Annotated in this window: 28 protein-coding genes; 11 read left to right on the top strand and 17 right to left on the bottom strand. The window is 72.0% G+C overall.

Annotated features, from left to right (window positions below; all coding sequences use genetic code 11):
• Positions 1-25: 25 nt before the first annotated feature.
• The 6 genes from ccsB to DEJ23_RS03440 form a co-directional block, all read right to left on the bottom strand.
• Positions 26-1,006 (bottom strand): c-type cytochrome biogenesis protein CcsB, encoded by a 981-nt coding sequence (gene ccsB / locus DEJ23_RS03465; protein ID WP_111239039.1) that lies wholly within the window; start codon positions 1,004-1,006, stop codon positions 26-28.
• Positions 1,007-1,011: 5 nt separating this feature from the next.
• A complete protein-coding gene (locus DEJ23_RS03460; protein WP_111239037.1) occupies positions 1,012-2,724 on the bottom strand; it encodes a cytochrome c biogenesis protein ResB in 1,713 nt (570 codons plus the stop codon).
• A gap of 91 nt (positions 2,725-2,815) precedes the next feature.
• Positions 2,816-3,514, bottom strand: coding sequence for a cytochrome c biogenesis CcdA family protein (locus DEJ23_RS03455; protein ID WP_111239038.1), 699 nt, complete (start codon positions 3,512-3,514; stop codon positions 2,816-2,818).
• Positions 3,515-3,559: 45 nt separating this feature from the next.
• A complete protein-coding gene (locus DEJ23_RS03450; RefSeq protein ID WP_111238864.1) occupies positions 3,560-4,171 on the bottom strand; it encodes a TlpA disulfide reductase family protein in 612 nt (203 codons plus the stop codon).
• Complete coding sequence (locus DEJ23_RS03445; RefSeq protein ID WP_111238863.1) at positions 4,171-4,827, bottom strand: histidine phosphatase family protein; 657 nt, start codon at positions 4,825-4,827, stop codon at positions 4,171-4,173. Before DEJ23_RS03445 ends, DEJ23_RS03450 begins: the two co-directional genes overlap by 1 nt.
• Positions 4,828-4,962: 135 nt before the next feature.
• On the bottom strand, positions 4,963-6,453 hold the full coding sequence (locus DEJ23_RS03440) for a SulP family inorganic anion transporter (protein WP_111238862.1): 1,491 nt from the start codon (positions 6,451-6,453) through the stop codon (positions 4,963-4,965).
• Positions 6,454-6,581: 128 nt separating this feature from the next.
• Between DEJ23_RS03440 and DEJ23_RS03435 the strand changes: the two genes are divergently transcribed.
• Complete coding sequence (locus DEJ23_RS03435) at positions 6,582-6,956, top strand: MerR family transcriptional regulator (protein WP_258375244.1); 375 nt, start codon at positions 6,582-6,584, stop codon at positions 6,954-6,956.
• A gap of 249 nt (positions 6,957-7,205) precedes the next feature.
• Entirely contained in the window at positions 7,206-8,546 is a 1,341-nt protein-coding gene (gene aspS / locus DEJ23_RS03430) for an aspartate--tRNA(Asn) ligase (protein ID WP_111239036.1), read from the top strand.
• Between the two features lie 145 nt (positions 8,547-8,691).
• On the opposite strand, the gene DEJ23_RS03425 is transcribed toward aspS, so the two are convergent.
• The 5 genes from DEJ23_RS03425 to DEJ23_RS03405 form a co-directional block, all read right to left on the bottom strand.
• Positions 8,692-8,985: a Dabb family protein gene (locus tag DEJ23_RS03425; protein WP_181429093.1), complete on the bottom strand. Its 294-nt coding sequence runs from the start codon at positions 8,983-8,985 to the stop codon at positions 8,692-8,694.
• Positions 8,982-9,236 carry a glutaredoxin family protein gene (locus DEJ23_RS03420; RefSeq protein WP_111238860.1) on the bottom strand — a complete coding sequence of 85 codons (255 nt, stop codon included), beginning with the start codon at positions 9,234-9,236 and terminating at the stop codon, positions 8,982-8,984. Before DEJ23_RS03420 ends, DEJ23_RS03425 begins: the two co-directional genes overlap by 4 nt.
• Positions 9,237-9,307: 71 nt before the next feature.
• The gene (locus tag DEJ23_RS03415) at positions 9,308-9,406 is read right to left on the bottom strand and encodes a 30S ribosomal protein bS22 (RefSeq protein WP_003792170.1); all 99 of its coding nucleotides are present in this window, start codon (positions 9,404-9,406) and stop codon (positions 9,308-9,310) included.
• 110 nt (positions 9,407-9,516) lie between these two features.
• Entirely contained in the window at positions 9,517-9,711 is a 195-nt protein-coding gene (locus DEJ23_RS03410; RefSeq protein WP_111238859.1) for a helix-turn-helix domain-containing protein, read from the bottom strand.
• 123 nt (positions 9,712-9,834) lie between these two features.
• A complete protein-coding gene (locus DEJ23_RS03405) occupies positions 9,835-10,350 on the bottom strand; it encodes a helix-turn-helix transcriptional regulator (RefSeq protein WP_111238858.1) in 516 nt (171 codons plus the stop codon).
• 71 nt (positions 10,351-10,421) lie between these two features.
• On the opposite strand from DEJ23_RS03405, the gene DEJ23_RS03400 reads away from it, so the two are divergent.
• Together DEJ23_RS03400 and DEJ23_RS03395 are read left to right on the top strand one after the other, a co-directional pair.
• Positions 10,422-11,861 carry a TrkH family potassium uptake protein gene (locus tag DEJ23_RS03400; RefSeq protein WP_111238857.1) on the top strand — a complete coding sequence of 480 codons (1,440 nt, stop codon included), beginning with the start codon at positions 10,422-10,424 and terminating at the stop codon, positions 11,859-11,861.
• 67 nt (positions 11,862-11,928) lie between these two features.
• Positions 11,929-12,567, top strand: a complete 639-nt coding sequence (locus DEJ23_RS03395) for a TrkA family potassium uptake protein (RefSeq protein WP_111238856.1) — start codon at positions 11,929-11,931, stop codon at positions 12,565-12,567.
• A gap of 68 nt (positions 12,568-12,635) precedes the next feature.
• Here the strand turns inward: DEJ23_RS03395 and proC are convergent, their stop codons facing one another.
• Positions 12,636-13,466, bottom strand: coding sequence for a pyrroline-5-carboxylate reductase (gene proC / locus DEJ23_RS03390; RefSeq protein WP_111239034.1), 831 nt, complete (start codon positions 13,464-13,466; stop codon positions 12,636-12,638).
• Positions 13,467-13,545: 79 nt separating this feature from the next.
• Here proC and DEJ23_RS03385 point away from each other — a divergent pair, with 79 nt between their 5' ends.
• Positions 13,546-14,502, top strand: a complete 957-nt coding sequence (locus DEJ23_RS03385; RefSeq protein ID WP_111238855.1) for a cation diffusion facilitator family transporter — start codon at positions 13,546-13,548, stop codon at positions 14,500-14,502.
• A 49-nt stretch (positions 14,503-14,551) separates the two neighbouring features.
• Here DEJ23_RS03385 and DEJ23_RS03380 read toward each other — a convergent pair whose 3' ends face one another.
• Entirely contained in the window at positions 14,552-14,983 is a 432-nt protein-coding gene (locus DEJ23_RS03380) for a nucleoside deaminase (protein ID WP_111239033.1), read from the bottom strand.
• A gap of 75 nt (positions 14,984-15,058) precedes the next feature.
• Between DEJ23_RS03380 and upp the strand changes: the two genes are divergently transcribed.
• The 5 genes from upp to DEJ23_RS03355 all read left to right on the top strand — a co-directional run bounded on the left by upp (position 15,059) and on the right by DEJ23_RS03355 (position 20,581).
• Complete coding sequence (upp, locus tag DEJ23_RS03375) at positions 15,059-15,694, top strand: uracil phosphoribosyltransferase (RefSeq protein ID WP_111238854.1); 636 nt, start codon at positions 15,059-15,061, stop codon at positions 15,692-15,694.
• 506 nt (positions 15,695-16,200) lie between these two features.
• Complete coding sequence (locus tag DEJ23_RS03370) at positions 16,201-16,959, top strand: winged helix-turn-helix domain-containing protein (RefSeq protein WP_111238853.1); 759 nt, start codon at positions 16,201-16,203, stop codon at positions 16,957-16,959.
• A 291-nt stretch (positions 16,960-17,250) separates the two neighbouring features.
• Positions 17,251-17,754, top strand: a complete 504-nt coding sequence (locus DEJ23_RS03365; RefSeq protein ID WP_111238852.1) for a MarR family winged helix-turn-helix transcriptional regulator — start codon at positions 17,251-17,253, stop codon at positions 17,752-17,754.
• Positions 17,751-19,100 (top strand): deoxyribodipyrimidine photo-lyase, encoded by a 1,350-nt coding sequence (locus DEJ23_RS03360; RefSeq protein ID WP_111238851.1) that lies wholly within the window; start codon positions 17,751-17,753, stop codon positions 19,098-19,100. Before DEJ23_RS03365 ends, DEJ23_RS03360 begins: the two co-directional genes overlap by 4 nt.
• Positions 19,097-20,581 carry a serine hydrolase gene (locus DEJ23_RS03355; protein ID WP_111238850.1) on the top strand — a complete coding sequence of 495 codons (1,485 nt, stop codon included), beginning with the start codon at positions 19,097-19,099 and terminating at the stop codon, positions 20,579-20,581. Before DEJ23_RS03360 ends, DEJ23_RS03355 begins: the two co-directional genes overlap by 4 nt.
• Before the next feature lie 123 nt (positions 20,582-20,704).
• Here DEJ23_RS03355 and DEJ23_RS03350 read toward each other — a convergent pair whose 3' ends face one another.
• The gene (locus DEJ23_RS03350) at positions 20,705-21,697 is read right to left on the bottom strand and encodes a carbohydrate kinase family protein (RefSeq protein ID WP_181429092.1); all 993 of its coding nucleotides are present in this window, start codon (positions 21,695-21,697) and stop codon (positions 20,705-20,707) included.
• A gap of 156 nt (positions 21,698-21,853) precedes the next feature.
• On the opposite strand from DEJ23_RS03350, the gene DEJ23_RS03345 reads away from it, so the two are divergent.
• Positions 21,854-22,426, top strand: a complete 573-nt coding sequence (locus DEJ23_RS03345; protein WP_146240179.1) for a TetR/AcrR family transcriptional regulator — start codon at positions 21,854-21,856, stop codon at positions 22,424-22,426.
• Between the two features lie 96 nt (positions 22,427-22,522).
• Here DEJ23_RS03345 and DEJ23_RS03340 read toward each other — a convergent pair whose 3' ends face one another.
• From DEJ23_RS03340 to DEJ23_RS03330, 3 genes are all read right to left on the bottom strand, one after another.
• Entirely contained in the window at positions 22,523-23,137 is a 615-nt protein-coding gene (locus DEJ23_RS03340; RefSeq protein ID WP_111238847.1) for a superoxide dismutase, read from the bottom strand.
• A gap of 45 nt (positions 23,138-23,182) precedes the next feature.
• Positions 23,183-23,692, bottom strand: coding sequence for a flavin reductase family protein (locus tag DEJ23_RS03335; RefSeq protein ID WP_111227193.1), 510 nt, complete (start codon positions 23,690-23,692; stop codon positions 23,183-23,185).
• 250 nt (positions 23,693-23,942) lie between these two features.
• On the bottom strand, positions 23,943-25,466 hold the full coding sequence (locus DEJ23_RS03330; RefSeq protein WP_111239032.1) for an MFS transporter: 1,524 nt from the start codon (positions 25,464-25,466) through the stop codon (positions 23,943-23,945).
• Positions 25,467-25,476: the final 10 nt, after the last annotated feature.

The following is a 25,476-nucleotide window of genomic DNA, read 5'->3' as shown; positions in this document are numbered from 1 at the left end:
CACGTCCGGCGGACCCGTCAGCGGCTCACAGGCCCGAGTAGCTGTGCAGACCCTTGAAGAACACGTTGACGACCGAGAAGTTGAACATCACGGCAGCGAACCCGATGAGCGCCAGCCACGAGGACCGGGCACCACGCCAGCCGCGGGTCGCCCGGGCGTGGATGTACCCGGCGTAGACGACCCAGATGATGAAGGTCCAGACCTCCTTGGTGTCCCACCCCCAGTAGCGGCCCCACGCACGCTCGGCCCAGATCGCACCCGCGATGAGCGTGAAGGTCCAGAGCACGAAGCCGACGAGCAGGACGCGGTAGGTCAGGACCTCGAGCCGGTCGGCGTCCGGCAGGGTCTCCATGAACCGGAGCCTGCCCGAAGCGGGACGCCCCTGGCGGTGGGTCTGCACGAGCTGCGCGACGGCGAGCCCGGCGCCCAGCGCGAAGAAGCCCGTACCGGCGATGGCGACGAACACGTGGATGACCAGCCAGTACGACTGCAGCGCGGGCTGCAGCGGCACGACGGGCACCCAGTAGTTCACCGTCGCGATGCCGAGCAGGATGATCGTCAGCCCGGTGATGAAGACGCCGAGGAACTTCAGGTTCTGCCAGAACTGCACGAGCAGGAAGATCAGCGTGATGAGCGCCGTGCCCGTGAGCGAGAACTCGAACATGTTGCCCCACGGCACCCGGTCCGCGGCGATGCCGCGCAGGACGGTGGCCCCGACGTGCAGCACGAGCGCGAGGATCGTCATGGCCATGCCGACGCGCTCGAACTTCGTCCCGCCCCCGCCGGGACGACCGGCGGTGCTGTCGACCTTCTCGAGCACGACCGTGCCGCCCTGCACCGTCGCGACCGTGCGCTCGGCCGGGGCAGCGGCACCGCCGCCGGCGGCGGTGGTGACCTCACCCGCGCGCTTCGCCATGTCGAGCGCGAACGAGATGAACGCGATGACGTAGACCGCCATGGCCGAGTACGTCAGGACGACCGAGTAGGTCGCCAGGTTCGTCGTCATGTCGTTCACGCGGGAATCCTAACTCCGAGGTCCGACAGGTGTCGGCGTGCGATGTCGTCGACGGCGCGCTCGAGGTTGGGGTCCTCGCCGCGCGCCAGGCCGGCGTACTCCAGGTCGTACTCGCCGTGCTCCGCGCCCCTGCGCGGGACGGCCTTCACCCACACGCGCCGGCGCGGCACGAACAACGAGGTGAGCAGGCCGAGCGTCGCGAGCACGGCGAAACCGGCCACGAAGAGCTGCGACGGGTCGTGGTGGACGTCGAGCGAGACGTACCGCTTCACCCCGTCGAACGTGATGGACCCCGTACCGTCCGGCAGCGTCTTCGTCTCACCGGGCTCGAGCTCGATGCTCGCCGTGTCCGACTGCCGTCCCGCGATCTGCTCGAGGCCGCTCGTGTCGAGCGAGTAGACGCTCTGCGGGACGCCGCTGTCGAGGCCCAGGTCGCCGCGGTACACCTGCAGCGTCAGCAGCGGGTTCTGCGCGTCCGGGTAGGCGCTCGCGAAGGCGCCGGTCGACAGCTTCGACGCCGTCGGGTAGAAGAACCCGACCAGGCCGAGCTGCGACGGCGACGCGTCCGGCACCTTGATGACGCCGGTGGAGGTGTAGTTCGCGTCCTCCGGCAGGAACGGCACGACGTCCTGGAACGCCACGTCCCCCTCGCCGTCACGGACGGTGACCTGCATCGCGTACCCGTTGCCGAGCAGGTAGACGTTCGTGCCGCCGACCGAGAGCGGTTCGTTCACGCCGATGCGGCTCGTCTCCGCCGCCTGGCCCTTCTCCTGGCTCGTCACCGTCGCCGAGTAGTCGAGCGCCTGACCGAGGGCGTCGAGGTTCTGCTCCTCGTACGTCGTCGTGAACTTGTCGAGCGTCAGGTTGTAGCCCTGCAGGTCCGACTGCCGGAACCACCGACCGGGGTTGAACGAGTCGTAGGAGCCGAGGACGTTGGAGAACGTCTGTCCCTCGACCAGCAGCCGCTGCCCGGTGTAGCTGAAGCCGCCACCGACCCCGACCGCGACGAGGACGCCGACGAGGGCCGCGTGGAAGACGAGGTTGCCGGTCTCGCGCAGGTACCCGCGCTCGGCGCTGACCGAGTCACCGAAGCGCTCGACGCGGTACCCGGACCGTTTGAGGAGCGCCATCGCGCGTGTCACGGCGTGGTCGACGGACGGGAGGCCCGTGGTCGCGTCGGCGGCACCGGTCGCGCTCGTCGTGCTGGTCGCGTCGGCCCCACCGGTCGTGTCGGTCCCACCGGTCGCGCCCGTCGTGCTGGTCGCGTCGACCGGTACGGACCGGTAGCCCGCCAGTCGCCCGAGGCGGACCGGCGTCCTCGGCGGCCGCGTGCGGAGCGCCTGCCAGTGGTGCCTGGTGCGCGGGACGATGCAGCCGATGAGCGACACGAAGAGCAGCAGGTAGATGGCCGAGAACCACACCGAGGTGTACGTGTCGAAGACCTGCAGCGCGTCGAGCACCGGGAACAGCTGCGGGTGGTCCGCCTTGTACTGCACGACGCCGTTCGGGTCCGCCGTGCGCTGGGGCACGAGCGAGCCCGGGATCGCCGCCAGGGCGAGCAGCATGAGCAGGAAGAGCGCCGTGCGCATGCTCGTCAACTGGCGCCAGGCGAAGCGCAGGTACCCGACGAAGCCGAGCCTGGGCTGCGTCACCCGGCCGTCGTCACCGCGCGCCGGAGCAGCACTGTCGACGTGGTCCGACGGTCGCATCGGGTCGGCACCGGATGCGGTGTCGTCGACGTTCGTCTGCCCGGCGCCGCTGCGCTCGGGCGTGGTGTCGGGCTCGGGGGTGGTGTCGGGCTCAGACCGCGGGGACAAAGCTCTGGATCACCGCCCCGAGGCTCGACATGACGGCCGACCAGATACCGGTGACCATGAGCAGACCGATGACGATCAGGATCGCTCCTCCGATGATGTTGACGGTGCGCATGTGGCGCTTCACGGCCCGGATCGCCCCGGTCGCCCAACCGGCACCGAGTGCGACCAGGACGAAGGGGACCCCGAGGCCGAGGCAGTACGCGACACCGAGCCACATGCCCTGCCACGCGCTGCCCGACTGGACGCTGAGCAGGTTGATCGCGGCGAGGGTCGGACCGAGGCAGGGGGTCCAGCCGAGCCCGAACACGATGCCGAGCAGCGGTGCTCCGACGAGCCCGGTCGCCGGGGTCCACGACGGCTTGACGGTGCGCTGCAGGAAGGTGAAGCGTCCGACGAACACCAGCCCCATGGCGATCACGACGACGCCGAGCACCTGGGTGATGAGGTCACGCCAGCGCACCAGCCAGAAGCCGAGCGCCCCGAACACCGTCGTGTAGGCGACGAACACCGCGGTGAACCCGAGCACGAAGAGCACCACCCCGAGCACGACCCGACCCCGACGCTGCCCGCCCTCGGCGATGCCGCCGACGTAGCCCAGGTAGCCGGGCACGAGCGGCAGCACGCACGGGGACAGGAACGACACCAGCCCGGCCAGCACGGCGACGGGCAGCGCCACCAGCATCTGGCCGCTCAGGATCGCGTCGGCGAAGGGGTTGCCGGACACGGGTCAGGACGCCTTGCCGTCGAGCTCGTCGCCGACCAGGGTCTGCAGGATGCTCGGGCCGTCGACGGCGCCGAGGACGCGGGCAGCCACGCGGCCCTGCTTGTCCAGCACGATGGTCGCGGGCACGGCGTTCGGCGCGATCTGTCCCGAGAGGGCGAGCTGCATCGCGCCGTCGCGGGCGTCGAGCACCGTCGGGTACTGCACGTCGAAGGTGCGCTCGAAGGCCGCCGCGGTGCCTTCCTCGTCACGCACGTTGACGCCGATGAAGGCCACGTCGTCGTCCGCGTGTTCGTCGTGCACCTGGTTGAGGTACTTCGCCTCGGCACGGCACGGCGGGCAGCCCGCGTACCAGAAGTTGAGGACGACCACCTTGCCGCGGAGGTCCTTCGACGAGATCGTGTCCCCGTCGGAGTCCTTCGTGGTGAAGTCGACGGGGGCGGCGCGCTCGTCCGCCGCGACCTCGGTCACCGCACCGTCGCCGGAGATGTAGTTCTGCGTCGTCCCGCTGCCGTACTGCTCCGAGAGCTGGTCGTTCGACGACGAGCACCCGGCGAGCGCCACGGCTGCGATCACCGCCGACGCCGCGACGGCGACCATCCGGCTGTGAGTGGACATCAGACTGCTCCTTCGTCGACGGCGGAGACGCGCAGTGACTGCGCGGGGTCCGCGTACCCGACCTCCGTGAAGCGACCGGACGAGGTGGCGGGCACACGCTCGAGGGTCGTGATGCTGGAGAGGTCGCAGCGTCGCCTGCGCGGGTCGTGCCAGAGCGGCTCCCCCGCGAGCTTGCGGTGCACCATCCAGATGGGCAGCTGGTGGCTGACGAGGACGACGTCGCCACCGTCGACGCTCTCCCACGCGGAGGTGACGGCGGCGAGCATCCGCTCGGCGATCGACTCGTACGCCTCGCCCCAGCTCGGGCGGAAGGGGTTCGCGATCCAGGGCCACTCGGCCGGACGGCCGATCGAGCGCTTCGTGAACCCGGGGCGCTGGCCCTCGTACCGGTTCGTCGGCTCGATCAGGCGCTCGTCGAGCGAGACGTCGAGCCCGTACGCGGCGGCCCAGGGTGCCGCCGACTCCTGCGTCCGCTGCAGCGGCGAGGCGACGATGCGTCGGACGTCGACGCCGGCGTCGTGCCACGCGTCCGCCGACGCGGCGGCCATCCGGGTGCCGAGCTCGCTCAGGCCGAAGCCGGGCAGCCGACCGTAGAGCACTCGCCCCGGGTTGTGGACCTCGCCGTGCCGGACGAGGTGGATCCGTGTCGCGGGCATGAGTTCCAGTCTAGGTCGCTCCACCGCCCCCACCCGCCCCACAGCGGATTCACGGATGTGCGACCGTTCAGTCCCCCTCGGCGGCGCGCGACCCCGGTCAGCCCATCAGTCCCCCTCGGCGGCGCGCGACCCCGGTCAGCCCAACCGGCCGGTCAACCTGCCGTGCAGGGCGACCGACCCGGTGTTGAGGTTCACGACCTCGACGGACGAGCCGTGCCGCGCGTACCGCTGCTCGATGCCGTCGAGCGCCGCCACCGTGCTCGCGTCGAACACGTGTGCGTCCGACATGTCGACGATCACCCGTTCCGGGTCCTCGGCGTAGGAGAACCGGGTGACCAGGTCGTTCGACGACGCGAAGAACAGCGCGCCCCGCACCCGGTACCGCACCGTGTGCTCGTCCACCGGTTCGCGGACGACGGAGACGACGTGTGCGGCCCGGCGCGCGAAGACGAGCGCGGCGACCACCACGCCGACCAGGACGCCCGTGGCGAGGTTGTCCGTGGCGACGACGACCACCACGGTGATCACCATGACGGCCGTCTCGCCGAGCGGCATCCGCCCGAGGGTGCGCGGCCGGACGCTGTGCCAGTCGAAGGTCGCGACGCAGACCATGAGCATGACGGCGGTCAACGCCGCCATCGGGATCTGCGCGACCAGGTCGTGCAGCACGATCGTCAGGACGAGCACCGAGGCGCCGGCAGCGAAGGTCGACACGCGGGTCCGGGCGCCGGCGGTCTTCACGTTGATGACCGTCTGACCGATCATCGCGCACCCGCCCGTGCCGCCGAAGAAGGCGGACGCGATGTTGGCGACGCCCTGTCCCCAGGACTCGCGCCAGGCGCTCGACCGCGTCTCGGTGAGGGCGTCGACCAGCTGTGCGGTGAGGAGCGTCTCGATGAGCCCGACGATCGCGACGCCGAACGCGTAGGGCGCGACGATCTGCAGCGTCTCGAGGGTCAGCGGCACGGTGATGCCACCGAAGCCGGGCAGCGCGGTGGGGAGCGCTCCCTCGTCGCCGACCGTCGGCACGGCGACGCCGAACACGATCGTGATCGCCGTGACCACCACGACCGCGACGAGCGGCGCGGGGACGGCCTTCGTGAGGAACGGGAACGCGATGATGATGCCGACGCCGAGCGCCGTGAGCGGCCACACCACGGGCGGGACCTCGTCGCCGAACAGGTTCGGCAGCTGCGCGGTGAAGATGAGGATGGCCAGGGCGTTGACGAACGCGACGTTCACGCTGCGCGGGATGAACCGCATGAGCCTGGCCACCCCGACGAAGCCGAGCACGAGCTGGAACACCCCGCCGAGCACCACCGCCGGGACGAGGTAGGCGACGCCGTGGTCGCGGACCAGCGGGGCGATCACGAGCGCGACCGAACCGGCGGCGGCCGAGATCATGGCGGGTCGGCCGCCCACGATCGAGATGACGACCGCGATGACGACGCTCGAGAACAGCCCCACGGCCGGGTCCACGCCGGCGACGACCGAGAACGAGATCGCCTCGGGGATCAGGGCGAGCGCGGTGACGACACCCGCCAGGACCTCGCGGGTGAGGAGACGGGGCGAGCGGAGGGCGCTGAGGACGCTGGGCGCCGTGGGCGCGTGCGGTGCGAGGGACATCGCTGGCAACCCTACCCTGACGTGAGGGTAGGGTTGGGACGTCCGCTCCGAGCGACGACGGAAGGAGGTCTGCCACCATGGCGACCGTGAGCTCCACCGACTCCCCCGGACCGACTGCCGACGGCACCATGCACATCGGCGAACTGGCCGAGCGAGCGGGCATGTCCCTCCGGACCATCCGGCACTACGACGAGGTCGGGCTCCTGGTGCCGAGTGGCCGGACCACCGGCGGCTTCCGGGTCTACACCGCCCAGGACCTCGAGCGGCTGCTCGTCATCCGGCGGATGAAGCCCCTCGGCTTCACCCTGGACGAGATGGCGGAGCTGCTGCGCGTCGTCGACGCCCTGGCGGATGCGACCCCGGACGACCAGACGGCACTCGCGGCGCGACTCGACGCTTCCCTCGACGACGCCCGCGCCCGGCACGCCAAGCTCGTCGAACGGGCCGGCATGGCCGAGGAGTTCATCGGCACGCTCAGCAGCCTGCGCGCTTCGCTCCCCTGACCGGCCGACGACAGCGCCGCCGCTGCCGCCGCCGCCGACGACACCGATGACACCGCCGCCACCGCCACGGGCGGACGGGCCGCGGGCCGTCCTCCGTCTGCCGTCATCCGCAGGACCCCTCTCGACTCGCGACCCGACCACGTACACGACGCTACGGACCGGCCGGGGCCGACCCGCGCCTCCCGGCAGGACCTGTGGAGCGCGCACGCCGCGACCCCACCTGTGGAGGAGGCCGTAGACTCGACGACCGTGATCGAACGCACCCGCATCGCCGACCTCGCCGCCCTCCCCGACGGCCCCGTTGCCGTCGCCGGCTGGGTGGAGACCGTCCGCGACCAGAAGAAGGTCCAGTTCGTCGTGCTCCGCGACGAGACCGGCGCCGCGCAGCTCGTGAACCCGGCCACCCGCGAGGCCGAGGACGGCGACGACGCCGCCCAGCTCGCCCTCGGCATCACGAACGAGATCTCCGGCCTGGCCCACGGCACCTTCGTGCACGTCCGGGGCGCCCTGAAGCACGACGAGCGCGTCAAGCTCGGGGGTCTCGAGGTCAAGGTCGGCTCGCTCGAGGTCGTCAGCGCGGCCATCCCCGAGACGCCGATCGCGGACGACTCGTCGCTCGACAAGCGCCTCGACTGGCGCTTCCTCGACCTGCGCAACCGCAAGCAGAACCTCATCTTCCGCATCCAGACGACGCTCGAGCACGCCTTCCGCACGTACTGGGTCGAGCGCGACTACATCGAGATCCACACGCCGAAGCTCATGGCGTCGGCGTCCGAGTCGCGCGCCGAGCTCTTCCAGCTCGAGTACTTCGAGACGACCGCCTACCTGGCGCAGTCGCCGCAGAACTTCAAGCAGATGGCGCAGCCGGCCGGCTTCGGCGCGGTCTTCGAGATCGCGGACGCCTTCCGTGCGGACCCGTCCTTCACGAGCCGCCACGCCACCGAGTTCACGAGCGTCGACGCCGAGATCTCCTGGGTCGAGTCGCACCACGACGTCATGGCCATGCACGAGGAGCTCCTCGTCGCCGGTTTCACCGCGGTCAAGGAGAAGTACGGCAAGGAGATCGAGGAGGTCTTCGGCTTCGAGTTCGTCGTGCCGACCGCCCCGTTCCCGCGCGTGACCCTGGCGGAGGCCAGGAAGATCGTGGCCGACAGCGGCTACGAGGTCGTCCGCGCCGACGGCGACCTCGACCCCGAGGGCGAGCGCCGCGTGAGCGCCTGGGCGAAGGAGACGCACGGCTCCGAGTTCGTGTTCGTCACCGACTACGACGCCTCGATCCGGCCGTACTACCACATGCGGCACGCCGACGACCCGACGCTCACGAACAGCTACGACCTGCTGTTCAACGGTGCCGAGATCTCCACGGGCGCCCAGCGCGAGCACCGCGTCGAGACCCTCGAGGCGCAGGCCGTCGAGAAGGGCCTCGACCCGGAGGAGCTCGGCTGGTACCTCGACTTCTTCCGCTACGGCGTGCCGCCGCACGGCGGGTTCGGCATGGGTCTGGCCCGCGTGCTCATGCTCGCGCTGCACGAGCCGTCCATCCGCGAGGTCACGTACCTGTTCCGCGGTCCGACGCGCCTGACCCCGTAGGGGACGCCGGGCGACGGGACGCTGTGTCGCCCTGTCGTCTCGGTGGAGCAGAAGACGTCGCCTCCCGCTCGGGGAGGCGACGTCTTCTGCTCCACCGGCGGCGTCCGGACGCCGCGGGCACGAGCCCGCCGGTCGGGAGGCGCGATCAGCCCTCCCAGTCGATGGCGGCCCGCCCCGTGACGAGTCTGCGGATCTCCGCCGCAGCAGCCTGGTGGTCGGGGTGGACCTGGTACTCGTCGAGCCCAGCGAGGTCGTCGAAGGTCGCGACGACCGCGACGTCCTGGTTCTTCCCCGGGTACGCGACGTTCTCCACGACCTCGAGCGAGCGGATCGACCCGATCGTGCCGACGAGCCCGGTCAGCAGCTCGCGGATGTGCTCGATCATCGCTGCGCGGTCGAGGTCCTCGCGCAGGGTCCAGGAGACGACGTGGTGGATCACGCGCGGGCCTCGGCCTTCTCGAGGGCACGGTGCAGCCGGGCGGCATCGACGTGCCAGTTGCTGTGGACCCGGCCGTCGACGAGGACGACGGGGATGTCCTCGGCGTACTCCTCGCGCAGGGCGTCGTCGTCGAGGATCGACCGCTCCTCGAGGGTGACACCGGGGTGCGCTGCGACGACCTGCTCGACGACGGGGCGTGCGTCGTCGCAGAGGTGGCAGCCGGGCTTCGTCAGGAGGGTCACGGCGGGCATGTCCCCACCATAACCGGCCCCGGGAACACGAAAGCCCCGGCGGACCGGGGCTTCGGGTGCAAGTACTGGACTTACTTCTTGTTGCGACGCTGGTGACGCGTCTTGCGAAGGAGCTTGCGGTGCTTCTTCTTCGCCATGCGCTTGCGACGCTTCTTGATGACAGAACCCATAGTGGACCTCGCTCGGAACGATGCAGATGTGTGGACACCGGGCCCGAAGAGACCGCGGAAAATCAACCCGGCCGAGTCTAGCGGAGCGCAGCGGTCCTGTCGAACGAGCGTCAGCCGGCGTCGGCGATGCCGCCGCGCAGGAGCTCGGCGACGGCCGACTCGGGCACCCGGAACGAACGACCGAAGCGGATGGCGGGCAGCTCGCCGGCGTGCACCATCCGGTAGACGGTCATCTTCGAGACGCGCATCATCTCGGCGACCTCAGCGACGGTGAGGAAGCGCACGTCGTCGAAACTGCCGGTCATGGTCCGCCTTCGGGTGGCCGTGCACGAGCACGGGGTCGGTGTGACCTGTGTGGTCAGGGTGAGTGTAGGGGCGCGTGCGACCGCGTGTCCAGGAGACTCCGAGCCGGCACACGAACGACCGCGTCAGTCGTCCTCGCCGCGGCGGGTGAAGCGCTTCCGGCTCCGGTCGACGACGCGCTCCCAGCCCTGCTGCGCACCGGTGAACGCCGCCGTCGCGCGGTGCGAGGCCTCGGCCATCACGCGGCCGAGCTCGGTGCCGACCTCGACGGTGGACCGCCCCGCGGTACCGGTCCGGCGGACCGACACCGGCTGCCCGTCCAGCGTCCACGAGGTGGTCGCCGGCGTGCCGTCCGCGTCGACCGCACCCGTGAAGGGGACCACCCACTCCTCGAGCCGGACGAGCGGCTCCGGGTCGAGGCGGTAGAAGCGGTGCTGGCCCTCTTCGCGGCTGGAGACCAGGCCGTGGTCGCGCAGGACCCGTAGGTGCTTCGACACGGTCGGCTGGCTGACGCCGATCTTCTCGACGAGCTGTCCGACGCTGAGCTCGCCGCCGGTGGTGTCCGACCCGTACGCCGTGAGCAGCGCCCCGAGCAGCTCCCGCCGGGTCGGGTCCGCCACGACGGTGAAGATGTCGGCCATGCGGCAAGGCTAGCCGGACGGACACGCATGTACCATGTCCGCTGACCTGCCCACGGCTCCGGAGGCACACGATGCTCGACCGCACCGAGCCGCTCAACCGGCACCCGCCGGTGAGCGGGGCCAGGCGGCGTCTGGACGGGGCGCTCGGCATCCTGCGGTCGTCCCCGTCACGGCTCGCGATCCTCGTCTTCGTCGTGCTCATCTTCATCTTCACGGCTCTCTTCATGACACCGTGGGCCGCCGCGGACCGGAGCCCCACCCACTTCGCGGACGCGCTGTTCACCGCCGCGTCGGTGGTGTGCGTCACCGGTCTGGCGACGGTCGACATGGCCACCCACTGGTCCGTGTTCGGCAAGGTCCTCATCGTCGTGGGCACGCAGATCGGGGCCGTCGGCGTCCTCACCTTCGCCTCGATCCTCGGCCTCGTCGTCACCCGACGGCTCGGACTCCGGGCGAAGCTCATCGCCGCCGGCGACTCGAACCCGCTCCGCACGCACTCCGGAGCGGTGCCGGAGGGGCAGGCCGTGCGGCTCGGCGAGGTCGGCACGCTGCTCCTCACCGTCGCGGTCAGCACCCTCACGATCGAGGTCGCCATCGGGCTCCTCCTGCTGCCGTCCGTGCTGGCGGCGGGGTACCCGTTCTGGACCGCGGTCGGGGATGCCTTCTACTACGCGGCGATGGCGTTCACGAACACCGGGTTCTCACCGAACGCCGAGGGCCTGGTCCCCTTCGCGAACGACTACTGGTTCCTCTCCCTCCTCATGGTCGCGGTGGTGGCGGGCTCGATCGGGTTCCCCGTCATCCGGGCGGTGACGAAGCAGTTCCGCACGCCGCGCCGCTGGCCGATCCACGTCAAGCTGACCCTGGCCACGAGCGCGGTGCTGCTCGTCCTCGGCGCGGTCGTCTACACGGCACTCGAGGCGTCGAACCCGCGCACCCTCGGGGACGCGGGCGCCGGGCACACGGCCTTCCAGGCCCTGTTCTTCTCGACCATGACCCGGTCGGGCGGGTTCGCCACGATCGACGTCGAGCAGATGCACGGCGCCAGCCTGCTCGTCACCGACATGCTCATGTTCATCGGTGGCGGATCGGCGTCGACGGCCGGTGGCATCAAGGTGACGACCCTGGCCGTGCTGTTCCTGGCCGCCGTCGCCGAGGCACGCGGTCGCCAGGGCATGGAGGCGTTCGGGCGCCGCATCCCCGGCGACGTCCTGCGCGTGGCGGTCGCGGTCGTGCTCTGGGGAGCGACGATCGTCGCCGTGATGACGGTCGTCCTGCTGCAGATCACCGGCGACTCGCTCGACCGCGTGCTCTTCGAGGTCATCTCCGCGTTCGCGACCTGCGGTCTGAGCTCCGGGATCTCCGGTGAACTCCCCGAAGCGGGCAAGTACGTCCTCGCCGCCACGATGTTCCTGGGCCGGGTCGGTACAGTGACCATCGCCGCCGCGCTGGCAGCCAGCCAGAGCCGGCAGTTGTTCCGCCGTCCCGAGGAGAGGCCGATCGTTGGCTGACCGCCGCCCCCGCGCCGACCGCCGCGCACCCCACCCCGTCACCGGGGCCGTCAGCCACGACGCGCCCGTGCTCGTCCTGGGCCTCGGCCGGTTCGGCGCCGCGACCGCCGGCCAGCTCGAGCGCCAGCACCGCGAGGTCCTGGTGGTCGACACCGACGCCTCGCTCGTCCAGAAGTGGTCCGACCGCGTCACGCACGCCGTCCAGGCGGACGCGACGGACATCGACGCCCTGCGGCAGATCGGTGCGCAGGACTTCGCGATCGCGGTCGTCGCCGTCGGCTCGCACCTCGAGTCCAGCGTGCTCATCACCTCGAACCTGGTCGACCTCGGCATCCCGCAGATCTGGGCGAAGGCCGTCAGCCGGTCGCACGGCACGATCCTGTCCCGCATCGGCGCGAACCACGTCGTCTACCCGGAACGCGAGGCCGGCGAACGCACGGCGCACCTCGTCTCGGGCCGCATGCTCGACTTCATCGAGTTCGACGACGACTTCGCGGTCGTCAAGATGTTCCCGCCGCGCGCGGTGCGCGGCAAGGACCTCGCGACGACCGTCATCCGGACCCGCCACGGTCTCACGGTCCTCGGCATCAAGTCACCGGGGAAGGCGTTCGTACCGGCCACGCCGGACAGCGTCATCGGCGAGGACGACGTCATCATCGTGTCCGGGACCGAGACGGACCTGGAGCGGTTCGCGGCGCTCGAGTAGGCGCCGCCCGGGGCGACGACCGGACGGACGGGAGGCGCGGGGCGGCACCGCCACGCGCCTCCCGTCCGTCACGAGGCCGCGATCTCCTCGGCCCGCGCGACGGCCGCGCGCGACGCGCGCGTGAACGTGGCGGCCAGGTCGGCCTCCTGCAGGACGGCGACGGCGCGCTCGGTGGTGCCCTTCGGGCTGGTGACGGCACGGCGCAGGTCCGCGGGCTCCCGTCCCGAGGCGGCGAGGAGCTCGACGGCCCCCCGCAGGGTCCCCTGCACCATCGTCGCGGCCTGCTCGGGGGTGAAGCCGAGCCCCTCGGCGGCCTGCTGCCACTGCTCGACGAGCAGGAAGACGTAGGCGGGTCCGGAACCCGAAACGGCGGACAGGGCGTCCAGCTGCGTCTCCGGCACCTCGATGACCTGCCCGGACGCGGCGAAGACGCTCGACGCCAGTGCGACCGCGTCGTCGTCCGCCGTGGACCCGGCGCTGATCCCGGTGACGCCGTGCCCGACCCCGATCGGGGTGTTCGGCAGCGCACGGACGACGCGGATCCCGGCGGGCACGCGCGCCTCCATCGCGGCGAGCGTGGTGCCGACCGCGACGCTCACGACCACGGTGCCGGGGTGGAGCGACGCCGCGACCTCGTCGAGGACGTCGCCGACCAGGTACGGCTTCACCCCGAGCAGGACGAGTCCGGCACCGCGGACGGCGTTCCGGTTCGCGTCCGCATCGGTGTCCGTGGCCGTCGCCTCCAGTCCGCGCGCGCGCCATGCCGCCGCCGAGGCCTCGGACCTCGTGGTGAGCGTCACGGTCGCCGGGTCGAGGCCTGCGGCGAGCAGGCCCTCGAGGATGCTGCCGGACATGGAGCCGACGCCGAGCATCGCGGTGCGGGGCAGTTCGATCGTCATGCTCCCGACCATACCCAGCACCCGCGCCTAGGATCGGTCCGGTCAGGGCGTCGGTGCAGGCCAGGGAGAAGGGACAGCCGTGAGCGCTTCGGGAGGCACGAAGGCGATCTTCGCCGCACTCGCCGCGAACATCGGGATCGCGATCGTCAAGTTCGTCGCGGCGGCGATCAGCGGTTCGGCGGCGATGCTCGCCGAGGGCGTGCACTCCCTCGCGGACTCGGCGAACCAGCTCCTGCTCCTGCTCGGGGGTCGGCGCGCCCGACGCGCCGCGGACCAGGAGCACCCCTTCGGCCACGGACGCGAACGCTACGTGTACGCCTTCGTCGTCTCCATCATCCTGTTCACCATCGGCGGTGTCTTCTCGCTGTACGAGGGGATCGAGAAGCTCGCCGACCCGCACCCGCTCACGAACTGGTGGCTCCCCGTCGCCGTGCTCGTCATCGCGATCGGACTCGAGGGGTTCTCGCTCCGCACCGCCCTGCGCGAGGCGCGTCCGCAGAAGGGCTCGCAGTCGTGGGTCCAGTTCGTCCGCCGGGCGAAGGCGCCCGAGCTGCCGGTCGTGATGCTCGAGGACACCGCTGCCCTCACCGGCCTCGTGTTCGCACTGCTCGGCGTCGGCCTCACCGTCGTGACGGGCAACGGTGTGTTCGACGCGATCGGCACGATCCTCATCGCCCTGCTCCTCATCGCCGTGGCCGTGGTGCTCGGCATCGAGACGAAGAGCCTGCTCGTCGGCGAGGGGGCGAGCGTCGCCGACGTCGAGCGGATCACGGCGGCAGCCCTCGACGGCCCCGAGGTCGACTCGATCGTCCACCTCAAGACGCTGTACCTCGGGCCGGACGAACTCATGGTCGGCATGAAGGTGGCGGTCGACGGCGACCGACGGCTCGGCGACGTGGCGGCGGGCATCGACACCGTCGAGCAGCGCATCCGCGACGCCGTGCCGATCGCCCGGGTGATCTACGTCGAGCCGGACGTGCTCCGGACCGGCCCCCGCCCGCCCACCGAGGCGATCGTCATCCGCGCCGCCGACTGAGGACGAGTCGGCCGCGGCGCTCCGGAGGGTGCGAGGCCACCCGCAGCGGTCAGCGCCGCTCGCGGAAGAACGCGTCGAGCAGGTCCGCACAGGCCTGCTCACGCACCCCGGCGACGACCTCGGACCGGTGCGGCAGCCGTCGGTCGCGGGCGATGTCGTAGACGCTGCCGCTCGCCCCGGCCTTCGGGTCCCACGCGCCGAACACGATGCGCGGGACGCGTGCGGCGAGCGCTGCTCCGGCGCACATCGGGCACGGCTCGAGCGTGACGACCAGGGTGTGCTCGGCGAGGTGCCAGTCCCCCGTCACCGCGGCCGCGGCCCGCAGTGCGAGCACCTCGGCGTGCGCCGTGGGGTCCTGCCGGGCCTCGCGCTCGTTCCGACCGGCCGCGACCACCGTGCCGGCGGCGTCGAGCACGACCGCCCCGACCGGGACGTCGCCGGTGGCGAGGCAGGCACGGGCCTCGACGAGGGCGAGGTCCATCGCCGCGGTGAACGGGCGGGCGGCTGGGTGTTCCACGCGTCGATCCTGCCCCATCGGCACGGTACGCTCGATCCCATGCGAGTCCACGTCGCCGACCACCCGCTCATCACCCACAAGCTCTCGGTGCTCCGCGACCGGACCACACCCTCCCCGACCTTCCGCGCCCTGACCGAGGAGCTCGTCACGCTCCTGGCGTACGAGGCGACGCGGAACGTCCGCGTGACGGCCACCCCGATCGACACGCCCGTCGCGCGGACCACGGGCGTCGCGATTGCCAGGCCCCGCCCGCTCGTCGTGCCGATCCTGCGTGCCGGGCTGGGCATGCTCGAGGGCATGGTCAAGCTCGTCCCGACGGCCGAGGTCGGCTTCCTCGGCATGGCCCGCAACGAGGCCACGCTCGAACCGCAGACCTACGCCGAGCGCCTGCCCGACGACCTGTCCGGCCGCCAGTGCTTCGTGCTCGACCCGATGCTCGCGACCGGCGGCACCCTCGCCGCGGCGATCGACTTCCTGTTCGACCGCGGGGCCGAGGAGGTCACCTGCGTGTGCATCCTCGGCGCTCCCGAGGGCCTCGCCGCCGTCGAGCAGGCCGTCGGCGACCGCAACGTGAGCATCGTCCTCGGCGCGCTCGACGAGAAGCTCGACGAGAACGGCTACATCGTCCCGGGCCTCGGCGACGCCGGCGACCGCCTCTACGGCCTCGCCGAGTAGCTCCCCGTCCCCAGACGCCCCCGTCGGCGTGGCTCCCGCCGTCCGGTGGGGCTGCGCGGGCGGGGGCGTCTCGCGCAGGACGCACCGGGCGCTGTCCACTCCCGTCACCGTCCGGGCGGACGGTTGACAGCGCCTTGGTATACCGCCGATACTCGTCCCATGACTGCAACCGTGTCCACCCGAGTCCTCTGCGAGGCCCTGGGGACCGTCGGCATGATGATGCCGACGACGGCGGTCATGCGTTGTCGAATGTGTGCCTGATCGGTACCCGTTCCAGCCGGATCCCCCGCGACACCACCCCGGTCGCGCGCGTGTGATCCCCGGGTGACGCCACCTCGACGACGCGCAGGCACTGCGAGCCCACGAGTCACCGGCACCCGTACCTCCCGGGAGGCCCCGGTCCACCGCAGGACCGCTGGGCGACACGGCGATCCGCCGTACCCGGACCGACGCATTCGACACCGCCGCGGTGCACCACACCGCAGCCACCCGCCCGGAGGACCGCCATGTCGCTCACCATCGCCCAGCCCCGCACCGTCGTCCCGGCCTCGACCGACCTCGGCACCGTCACCCCGATCCGCCCGCGCCGGCAGCCGGTGGCCCCGCCGGTCCCGAGCGGCATCCCGACCAGCCCGGTCGTGGCCCCGCAGCGCAACCGTGCGCTGCCGGAGGGCACCGAGGCACGCGGCTTCGCGCTCTACGTCGGCATCGACGAGGCCGCCGCCGCCGCGGCCGGCACGACGCTCGCGGCGGTCGTCGAGCAGCTCAAGGCCCTGACCGCGCAGCTCGTCCCCTCGTCGGAGACCTACGCCGCGGTCGCGGTGGCCGCCGAGGGCTCCGGTGGGCGTGACGTCGACGTCGTGCGCCTCGCGCTGCAGGACCGCTCCGCCGTGGCCGCGCGGAAGCAGGCGGAGAAGCCCGAGCCCGAGGAGACCGGGGTCGTCATCGACATCTCGCGGAAGCGCGTGACGCTCGACGGCGAGGCCGCCCCCCTGACGTACAAGGAGTTCGAGCTCCTCCAGTTCCTCGTCCTCCGCGAGGGCCAGACGGTCGACCGCGCCGCCATCATCGACGGCCTGTGGTCCGACGGCGAGGACGAGACCCCGAACGAGCGCACCATCGACGTGCACGTGCGTCGTCTGCGGTCGAAGCTCGGCGCGTTCGAGGAGATCGTCCGGACGGTGCGCGGTGTCGGCTACCGGTTCGACCGGCACGCGGACGTCGCGGTGCGCTACGCGTCGACGCCGTCGCCCGACCTCTTCTGATCCGCACCGGAGCCGTTCGGTGAACTCGCAGCGAACGGATCCGGGACACGCTGGCGCGCCGTTACCGTGCCGTTATACAGTCGATCGCGCAGGCAGTGTTTGCTGTGGCACGGTCTGCGGAATGTGATTGCAGGACACTCTTGGTGCAAGGGAGGAGGCCGGTCGCCCAGAAGGCGACCGGCCTCCGTCCTGTCGGGACGAGCCTCCCCGCCGCGTCCGACGCTGTCCCCCGTGCGCTGCTCTCGCTGTCGCCCCTCGTCGGTAGTGTGGGTTGACCGTACAACCGGAGGGATGGCGACCGTGGACGACGCACGCCGCAGCGACAAGGCGACGGCCGTCGCGGCCTGGGAAGCCCTCTTCCGGGCACAGGTGACCGTGATGCGGGCGCTCAACGCCGACTTCCCGGGTGGCGAGATCTCGTTCAACGAGTACGACGTGTGCTTCAACCTGTCGACGCAGCCCGGCCGCCGCTGCCGGATGCGCGACCTGACCGGCCACCTGCTCCTGACGCAACCGAGCGTGAGCCGACTGGTCGACCGACTGGCGTCCCGCGGCATCGTCGAGAAGCAGCCGGACCCGACCGACGCACGCGGGGTCATCGTCGCCCTCACCGCGCGCGGCTTCGACGTGTACCGGTCCGTCGCCGTGCAGCACGCCCAGACGATCGCGGAGCAGGTCGGCGCCGGACTCGACGACGACGAGCTCCGCACCCTCACCGAGCTCTGCACGAAGCTCCGCGTCGCCGCCGGCGGGTCCGACCGGCGCGACCGCGACGCCGGCCGGGTCCGGGCATGAGCGGCGCCGTCGTCTGGCTCCGCGAGGACCTGCGCCTCGGGGACAACCCCGCGCTCCGGGCGGCGATCGACCACGGCGGGCCGGTGACGGTCGTCGTCGTGCTCGACGAGGAGACGCCCGGCATCCGCCCGGTGGGCGCCGCCAGCCGGTGGTGGCTGCACCACTCCCTCGCCGCGCTCGACGCGGAGCTCCGCGACCGGGACTCGCGACTGGTGCTCCGCCGCGGCAGTGCGGCCCGGGTGGTCCCCGAACTCGTCGCGCAGGCCGGTGCCGACGCCGTCTACTGGAACCGCCGGTACGGCAGGGTGGAGCGCGACCTCGACGCCGGCATCAAGAGCGCGCTCGTCGATGACGGCAAGGACGCCCACAGCTTCGCGGCCAACCTGCTCTGGGAGCCGTGGACGGTGCGCACCGGACAGGGCGAGCCGTACAAGGTGTTCACCCCGTTCTGGCGCGCAGCGCAGGCCATGCCCGAGCCGCGGCACCCGCTGCCCACGCCCCGTGACCTCCCCGGTCCGGCGGAGGTGGACTCGGACGACCTCGACGCCTGGGGGCTGCTGCCCACGGAGCCGGACTGGGCCGGCGGCCTCCGCGACGCGTGGGACCCCGGCGAGGCCGGCGCACACCGCAAGCTCGAGCAGTTCGTGCACGACGCCCTCGAGGACTACGACCAGCGGGACGAGCCGGCGATGGGCGCGACGAGCGACCTCTCCCCGCACCTGCGCTGGGGCGAGGTCAGCCCGTACCAGGTCTGGCACCGTCTGCACGGCGACCTCGACCCCGCGCAGCGCCGGCAGGCCCCGGCGTTCCTCCGGCAGCTCGCCTGGCGTGAGTTCAACTGGAACGAGTACTTCCACTGCGATGACATCGCGACGGTGAACGTGCGGCGCGAGTTCGACGCGTTCCCCTGGCGCGAGGTCGACGAGGACGAGCTCGACCGGTGGCGGCAGGGCCGGACCGGCTACGACCTGGTCGACGCCGGCATGCGGGAACTCTGGCACTCGGGCGCGATGCACAACCGCGTGCGGCTGGCTGCGGCGAGCTTCCTCGTCAAGAACCTGCTCGTCGACTGGCGCATCGGGGAGCAGTGGTTCTGGGACACCCTGGTGGACGCCGACCCCGCGAACAACGCCGGCAACTGGCAGTGGGTCGCCGGGTCGGGCTTCGACGCCGCGCCGTACTTCCGTGTCTTCAACCCCGATCGGCAGCTCGAGCGGTTCGACCCGCACCGCGAGTACGTGCGACGCTGGGTGCCGGCGGACGAGGACCGGCCCGAACCGATGGTCGACCTCAGGGCCTCGCGGCAGCGTGCGCTCGACGCCTACGAGCAGATGCGCCGCGCATGACCCCGTCGCCCGCTGTCCTCGACGGGATCGACGCGGTCTTCCGTGACCGGGTCGCCTCGGGCACCGCGCCGAGCAGCGTGTGGGGCGTGTTCGACCGGACGGGCCTCGTCGCCTCCGGCGGTCACGGCGACCGCGGCGACGGGCGTGCGCCGGATGCCGACACGGTCTACCGGATCGCATCGTGCACGAAGAGCGTGACCGCGGCGACGCTGCTCACGCTCGTCGCGGACGGGCTCGTGGACCTCGACGCGCCGATCACCGACGCCGTCCCTGCCTTCGCCGCGGTGGAGCTGCCCTCGTCGGACGCACCCGTCCCGACGCTGCGGATGCTCCTGACGATGTCGGGTGGGTTGCCGACCGACGATCCGTGGGCGGACCGACAGGAGTCGATGGGCGACGACGACCTCGACGCGGTGCTCCGGGCGGGCCTGCTCTTCGACTCGGTACCCGGTACGCGCTTCGCGTACTCGAACACGGGGTACGCACTGCTCGGCCGCGCGGTCGCCCGGGCAGCGGGGACGTCGTTCCCCCAGGCTGCGACGGACCGTGTGCTCCGGCCGCTCGGGCTGACGGACACCGTGTTCAGCGCCGCCGAGGCCCACGGTCACGTCGTGACCGGCCAGCGCGACGACGACGGCGTCTGGACGCCGCAGCCGATGACCGGGCCCGGCGCCTTCTCGGCGATCGGCGGCCTGTTCTCGACCGTGCGCGACCTGTCGCGGTGGGCCCGGCACCTGGCGTCCGCCTCGTCCGCCGTGCCGGAAGCCGGACCGCTCTCCCCCGCCGACCGCAGGACGATGCAGCAGGCGATGCGGGTCGTGCCGCCGTCGGTCGTCCCCGGGTCGGCCCGGGCGACCGCCTACGGCTTCGGACTCTTCGTCGAGCAGGACGCCCGATCCGGTGAGATCGTCTCGCACTCCGGCGGGTACCCCGGCTTCTCCGCACACATGCGGTGGTCGACCGAGCTCGGGCTCGGGGTGGTGGCGTTCGAGAACGCGACCCAGGCGAAGGTCTCCGTCGCGGCCGACCGGGCCTTCGACGCCCTGCTCGCCGAGGCGCTGGCCGAACGCCCGGCGGGTTCGACGGCGACCGGTGCCGGGTCGCAGCCGGCGATCGGCGTCCAGCGCACGCTCGACGCGACCCGGGCTGCCCGGACGTCGGTGTCGGCGCTCCTCCGGGCGTGGGCGTCCGACGAGGTGGACGACCGCGAGGCTGCCGACCTCGGAGCGGCGGTCTGCACCCCGAACGTGCCGCTCGACCGGCCCTGGTCCTCGCGTCGGCGCGCACTGCTCCAGGCCGTGCACGCCGTCGGGGCGGACCTCGGTGCCGAACCGGTGGAGGAGCACTCCGGTGTGCCGTCGCAGCTCTGGTGGTGGCTGCCCGGCAGCGCGGGACGTCTCCGGGTCGAGATCCGGCTCGCCCCGCTCGCCGCTGGTCGCGTGCAGACCCTGGTCGTGACGGCCGAGCCCGCCGAGCGCTGACCGGCGGGACGAGCACGCCGAGCACCAGCCGGGGCGCGGGCAGCTGACGGAGGACCGGCCGACCGGCTGGCCGGCCGACCGGGCACACCGGGCACCGTCCGGGACGACCTGCGCGCCCGGCGGCTAGACGGGACGCCTGCCCCCGACGAACCCGAGCGCCCGGGCAGCGAGCCTCGTGCCCTCCCGCGCGGCCGAGCCGACCCGCACGGGATCGGTCGCCCATGCGCGCAGGAAGCCCGCGGCGAAGGCGTCACCCACGCCGACGGTGTCGACCGCCTCGGTGGGCACCGCCGGGACGCGCAGCGGGGAACGACCCGCCCGCCCGACGACCGCACCGTCCGCACCGGTCGTCACGACGACCAACGGCACGACCTCGGTCAACCGCCGCAGGGCCTCGGGCAGTCGCGGGGCACCGGACAACGCGAGGGCCTCCGACACGTTCGGGAAGAGCACGTCGACGCCGGCGAGCGCCGCAATCGCCGCCCCGGAGCCGATGGCCCGCACGACCGCCGCCGACGACGGGTCCAGCGACACCCGAGCCCCGCCCGACCGCGCCCGGGTGACGAGGTCCGCGATGCGCTCCGCACCACCGCCGATGCCGCCGCCGCCGCCGCCGAGCATCGCCGCACCGGTGAGGTGGACGATGTCGGCCCGCGTCACGAGGTCGCCGGGGACGTCGTCCGCGCAGAGCGCACCGCCCGCGGCCGGGTCCGACATCGTCGTGCGGCCCTCGTCGTTCCGGACGGACACGAGCGCACCGGTGGGGGTGCAGGCGTCGTACCGGACGTGGGCACGGACACCGGCAGCCGCGAGGGACCGCTCGTGGCGCAGGACGTCGTCGACGCCGACGCGGGTGACGAGGTCGACCTCGGCGCCGAGCCAGCCGAGCCAGGTCGCTGCGTTGCCCGCGGCACCCACCGGACGGTGTCGGATGACCGCGCTCGGGTCGTGCACCCACGTCGTCGCGGCGGTGGTCTGGACGAGGACGCCGTCGAGCACGTCCTCGACGACCAGGAAGCGTTTCCCGACCCCGCGGCGCCGCCCGGCGTCCCGGCGTCCGGCACGTGGTGCTGCGGGCCGTGACGGGGTCGAGACGGGATCGGGAGGAGGTGACACGACCACCATCCTACGAGGAGGCGAGCATTCCTCCGGTTCGACGGGTCACAGACGTCCTCCGGTCGACCACCCCTGGAGCAGACCGATCCGCTAACATTCCAGATGATCGTGCTCGCGCGGTCGTGGACCATCACTCGAGACAGCGCCGGAGGGACCATGCCCAGGAGACCCGACCCGACCCTCAAGCCCGCCATCGTCGCGAAGGTCGCCCGGCACCTCCGGGACACCAAGCTCGAGGACGCCTCGGTCCGGAGCCTCGGACGCATGCTCGGCACGAGCGCGTACCCGATCGTCTACCACTTCGGCACGCGCGAGGCCCTCATCGACGCCGTCGTCGACCACGTGTCCGCCGCCGAGGACCGTTCACTCGCCCCGGACGCAGACCCGTCCTCGCTCGTCGAGCACCTCATCGCGGTGTTCGGCGGCCTGGCGTGCCCGGAGCGCGCGCTCGCGGTCCGACTCACGTTCGAGCTCGGGTGCGTCGAGTCCCTCGACGGCCGCGACCGGCAGCAACGCCTGCACCGACGCCGCGTGGCCGAACTCGCCGCCTGGTGCCGTGCGCACGGCCACTGCGACGTCGAGGCCGACCGCACGGCCCGTGCCGCGGTCGAGGCCGCTCGCGGCGCCCAGTGGGCCGCACTGGTGGATCCGGACCGCGCCGACGTCGACGGTGCGCTGCGGGGCATCGCGCGGGACCTCGCGACGAGCGCCCGGCTGGCGGCCGCCTGATCGTCGACCGGCACGCACGACGGACGGGAGGCGCGGTGCCCACCGGCACCGCGCCTCCCGTCCGTCGGTCGGTCACCGTGGTGACCGACGATCACGTCACAGGGTGACGAACGACTGCGACCTGGCGTTCGCGAAGCGAGCGGCGACGTTCTCCCAGTCGACGATGTTCCACACGGCCTTGACGTAGTCGGCCTTGACGTTGAGGTAGTCGAGGTAGAAGGCGTGCTCCCACATGTCGAGCATGAAGATCGGGACGACGCCGAGCGGCACGTTGCCCTGCTGGTCGAACAGCTGGAAGGTCGTGAGCTTCTGGCCGACCTGGTCCCAGGCGAGCACCGACCAGCCGGAGCCCTGGATGCCCGTGGCGACGGCGTTGAACTGCGCCTGGAACTGCTCGAACGAGCCGAAGAACTCGTCGATGGCGGCGGCGAGCTCGCCCTCCGGGACCTTGGTGTCCGGGCCGAGGTTGGTCCAGAAGATCGAGTGGTTGACGTGACCGCCGAGGTTGAACGCGAGGTCCTTCTCGAGCTTGTTGACGTTCGCGAGGTTGCCGGACCCACGCGCCTCGGCGAGCTGCTCGAGCGCGGTGTTCGCACCCGTGACGTAGGTCTGGTGGTGCTTGTCGTGGTGCAGCTGCATGATCTTGCCGCTGATGTGCGGCTCGAGCGCGGCGTAGTCGTACGGCAGCTCGGGCAGGGTGTACTCGGCCATTGCGAGGTCCTTTCGATCAGGGGTTGGCGGTGCGGGCTCCTCGGCTCAGGAGAGCCGGGAACGATCGGAGAGGGAGTGGAACTCCCGGTTGTGGTAGACGAGCGGCTCGCCGTGCTCCTGGCCGACGACGATGTCGAGGACCTCGGCGACGACGACGGTGGACGAACCGATCTCGGTGGTCGACCGCGGCCGGCACCGCAGGGCGGTCGCGGCGGCGGGGAGGTACCGCTCGCCCGTCGGGAGCGTGCCCCACATCGGGTCGTCGGCCGCCGGACTGCCGGTCGCGGCGAACCGCTTGGCGAGTCCGACGCTCAGCGAGTCCACGAGGTGCACGACGAAGACGTCGGCGCCGAGCACGACGCCGGCGGAACCGGACTTCGTCGACAGCGAGAACACGAGGACGGGCGGGTCGACCGCCACGCTCGCGACGCTGGAGGCGGTGAGTCCCGTCGGGCCGTCCGGGCCCTCGGCGGTGATGACCGCGACACCGGCGGGGTGTCCGCGGAAGGCGGCCTTGTACGCGTCGGCGGTCGTGGCCGGTGCTTCGTCGGGCATGGCAGTCGTGGGGTTCCTCCGGGTGAGCTGGACCGCGGCTGCGCGGCCACGTCCCAACGTAGGACCTCAACACGGGTTCTGGTCAACCATTCCCAGGTTCACCCGATCCCGGGCGCGCCGGACGACCGGGATCGGGTCCGGCGAGACGGGATCGGCCGGTCGATGGAGCAGGAGACGTCGGGTGCGTCGTGCTGACCCGACGTCTCCTGCTCCACGGACGGGTCGCGCGGTCCGCGGGACCGCAGGCGGATCAGTCGCGCTTGAGCATCACGACGGACGCGGCGGCGGCGACGAGCATGAGCACCGCCGCCACCGCGCCGGTGATCGTGACGCCGGAGTCGAACGCCGCGCGGGCACTCTCGAGCAGCGCCTGCCCCGCGGTCCCGCCGAGGTCCGCCGCCGCCGACACCGCTCCACCGAGGGTCTCCTGCGCCGCGGTGTGCGCCGAGCCGCTCAGCCCGTCGGGCACCACCACGTGCGCCCGGTACGCCGTCGCGAGGATCGTCCCGAGCACGGCCGTACCGAGCACCGCACCGATCTCGTACGCGGTCTCGGACACCGCCGAGGCCGCCCCGGCCTTGTCCGCCGGGGCCGTCGAGATGATCAGGTCGTTCGTCACCGTCTCGGACGCGCCGATGCCGATGCCGAGCAGCACGAAGGCGAACGCCAGCGCGACGATCGACGCGTGGTGCCCCAGCACGGAGACCATGGCGTAGGCAGCGGCCGAGAAGGTCAGGGAGACGGCGACCACCCAGCGTGGCGCCACCCGCGCGACGATCGGTACGACGACGAGCCCGGCGACGATGGTCAGGACGGAGCCCGGCACGAGCACCAGTCCCGAGGCGAACGGGTCGAGCCCGGCGACGAGCTGCAGGTGCTGGGCGATGAAGAACAGGAACCCGGTGAGCGAGAACATCGCCGCCATGTTCATGAGCACGCTGCCCGTGAAGGCGGTGCTCCGGAACAGCCGCAGGTCGAGCATCGGCGTACGGCTCCGCAGCTGGCGCCGCACGAAGGCGATGCCGCAGAGCACGCCCACCGCGAGCAGGGCGATCGCGAAGCCGCGCTCCTCCGGGTGCACGACCGACTTGATCGCCCATGCCGTCGGGGCGAGGGCGCCGAGCGACAGGAGCATGCTCGGCACGTCGACCGGCCCCGGCCGCGGGTCGCGGGACTCCGGGACGAAGAAGGGAACGCCCACGAGCATGAGCACGAGGATCGGCACGGCGACGAGGAACACCGCGCCCCAGTGGAAGTGCGCCAGCAGGACGCCGCCGACGAGGGGGCCGAGGGCGTTGCCCGCCGCGAACATGGTCGACCAGACGGCCAGCGCGACGCGGCGCTCCCCCGCGTCGACGAACACGTTGCGGATGATCGAGAGCGTCGCGGGCATGAGCATCGCGCCGAAGACACCCATCACCGCGCGGGCCGCGACGAGCATCCAGGCCTCGGTCGCGAAGGCGGCGGCGACGGACAGGAGCGCGAAGCCGGTCGCGCCGACGACGAGGATCCGACGCCGGCCGATGCGGTCGCCGATGCTGCCCATCACGACGAGCAGGCCGGCGAGCACGAGCGGGTAGGCGTCGACGATCCACAGCTGGGTCGTCGCGCTCGGGTCGAGGGCGCGGGCGATCGTGGGCAGCGCGAAGCTCAGCACGGTGTTGTCGACGGAGATGAGCAGCACCGGGAGCATCAGCACGGCGAGCGCCGCGAACCGTCGGGCGCGGCTGCCGGTGACGGCGGTGGCGACGGGGCTGGTGAGCAGTGCGGACACGGTGACTCCC

This window comes from Curtobacterium sp. MCSS17_008, assembly GCF_003234185.1.
GTDB lineage: Bacteria > Actinomycetota > Actinomycetes > Actinomycetales > Microbacteriaceae > Curtobacterium.
Note: the sequence above shows the minus strand (reverse complement) of the source record. Positions and strands in the feature narration are given on the sequence as shown.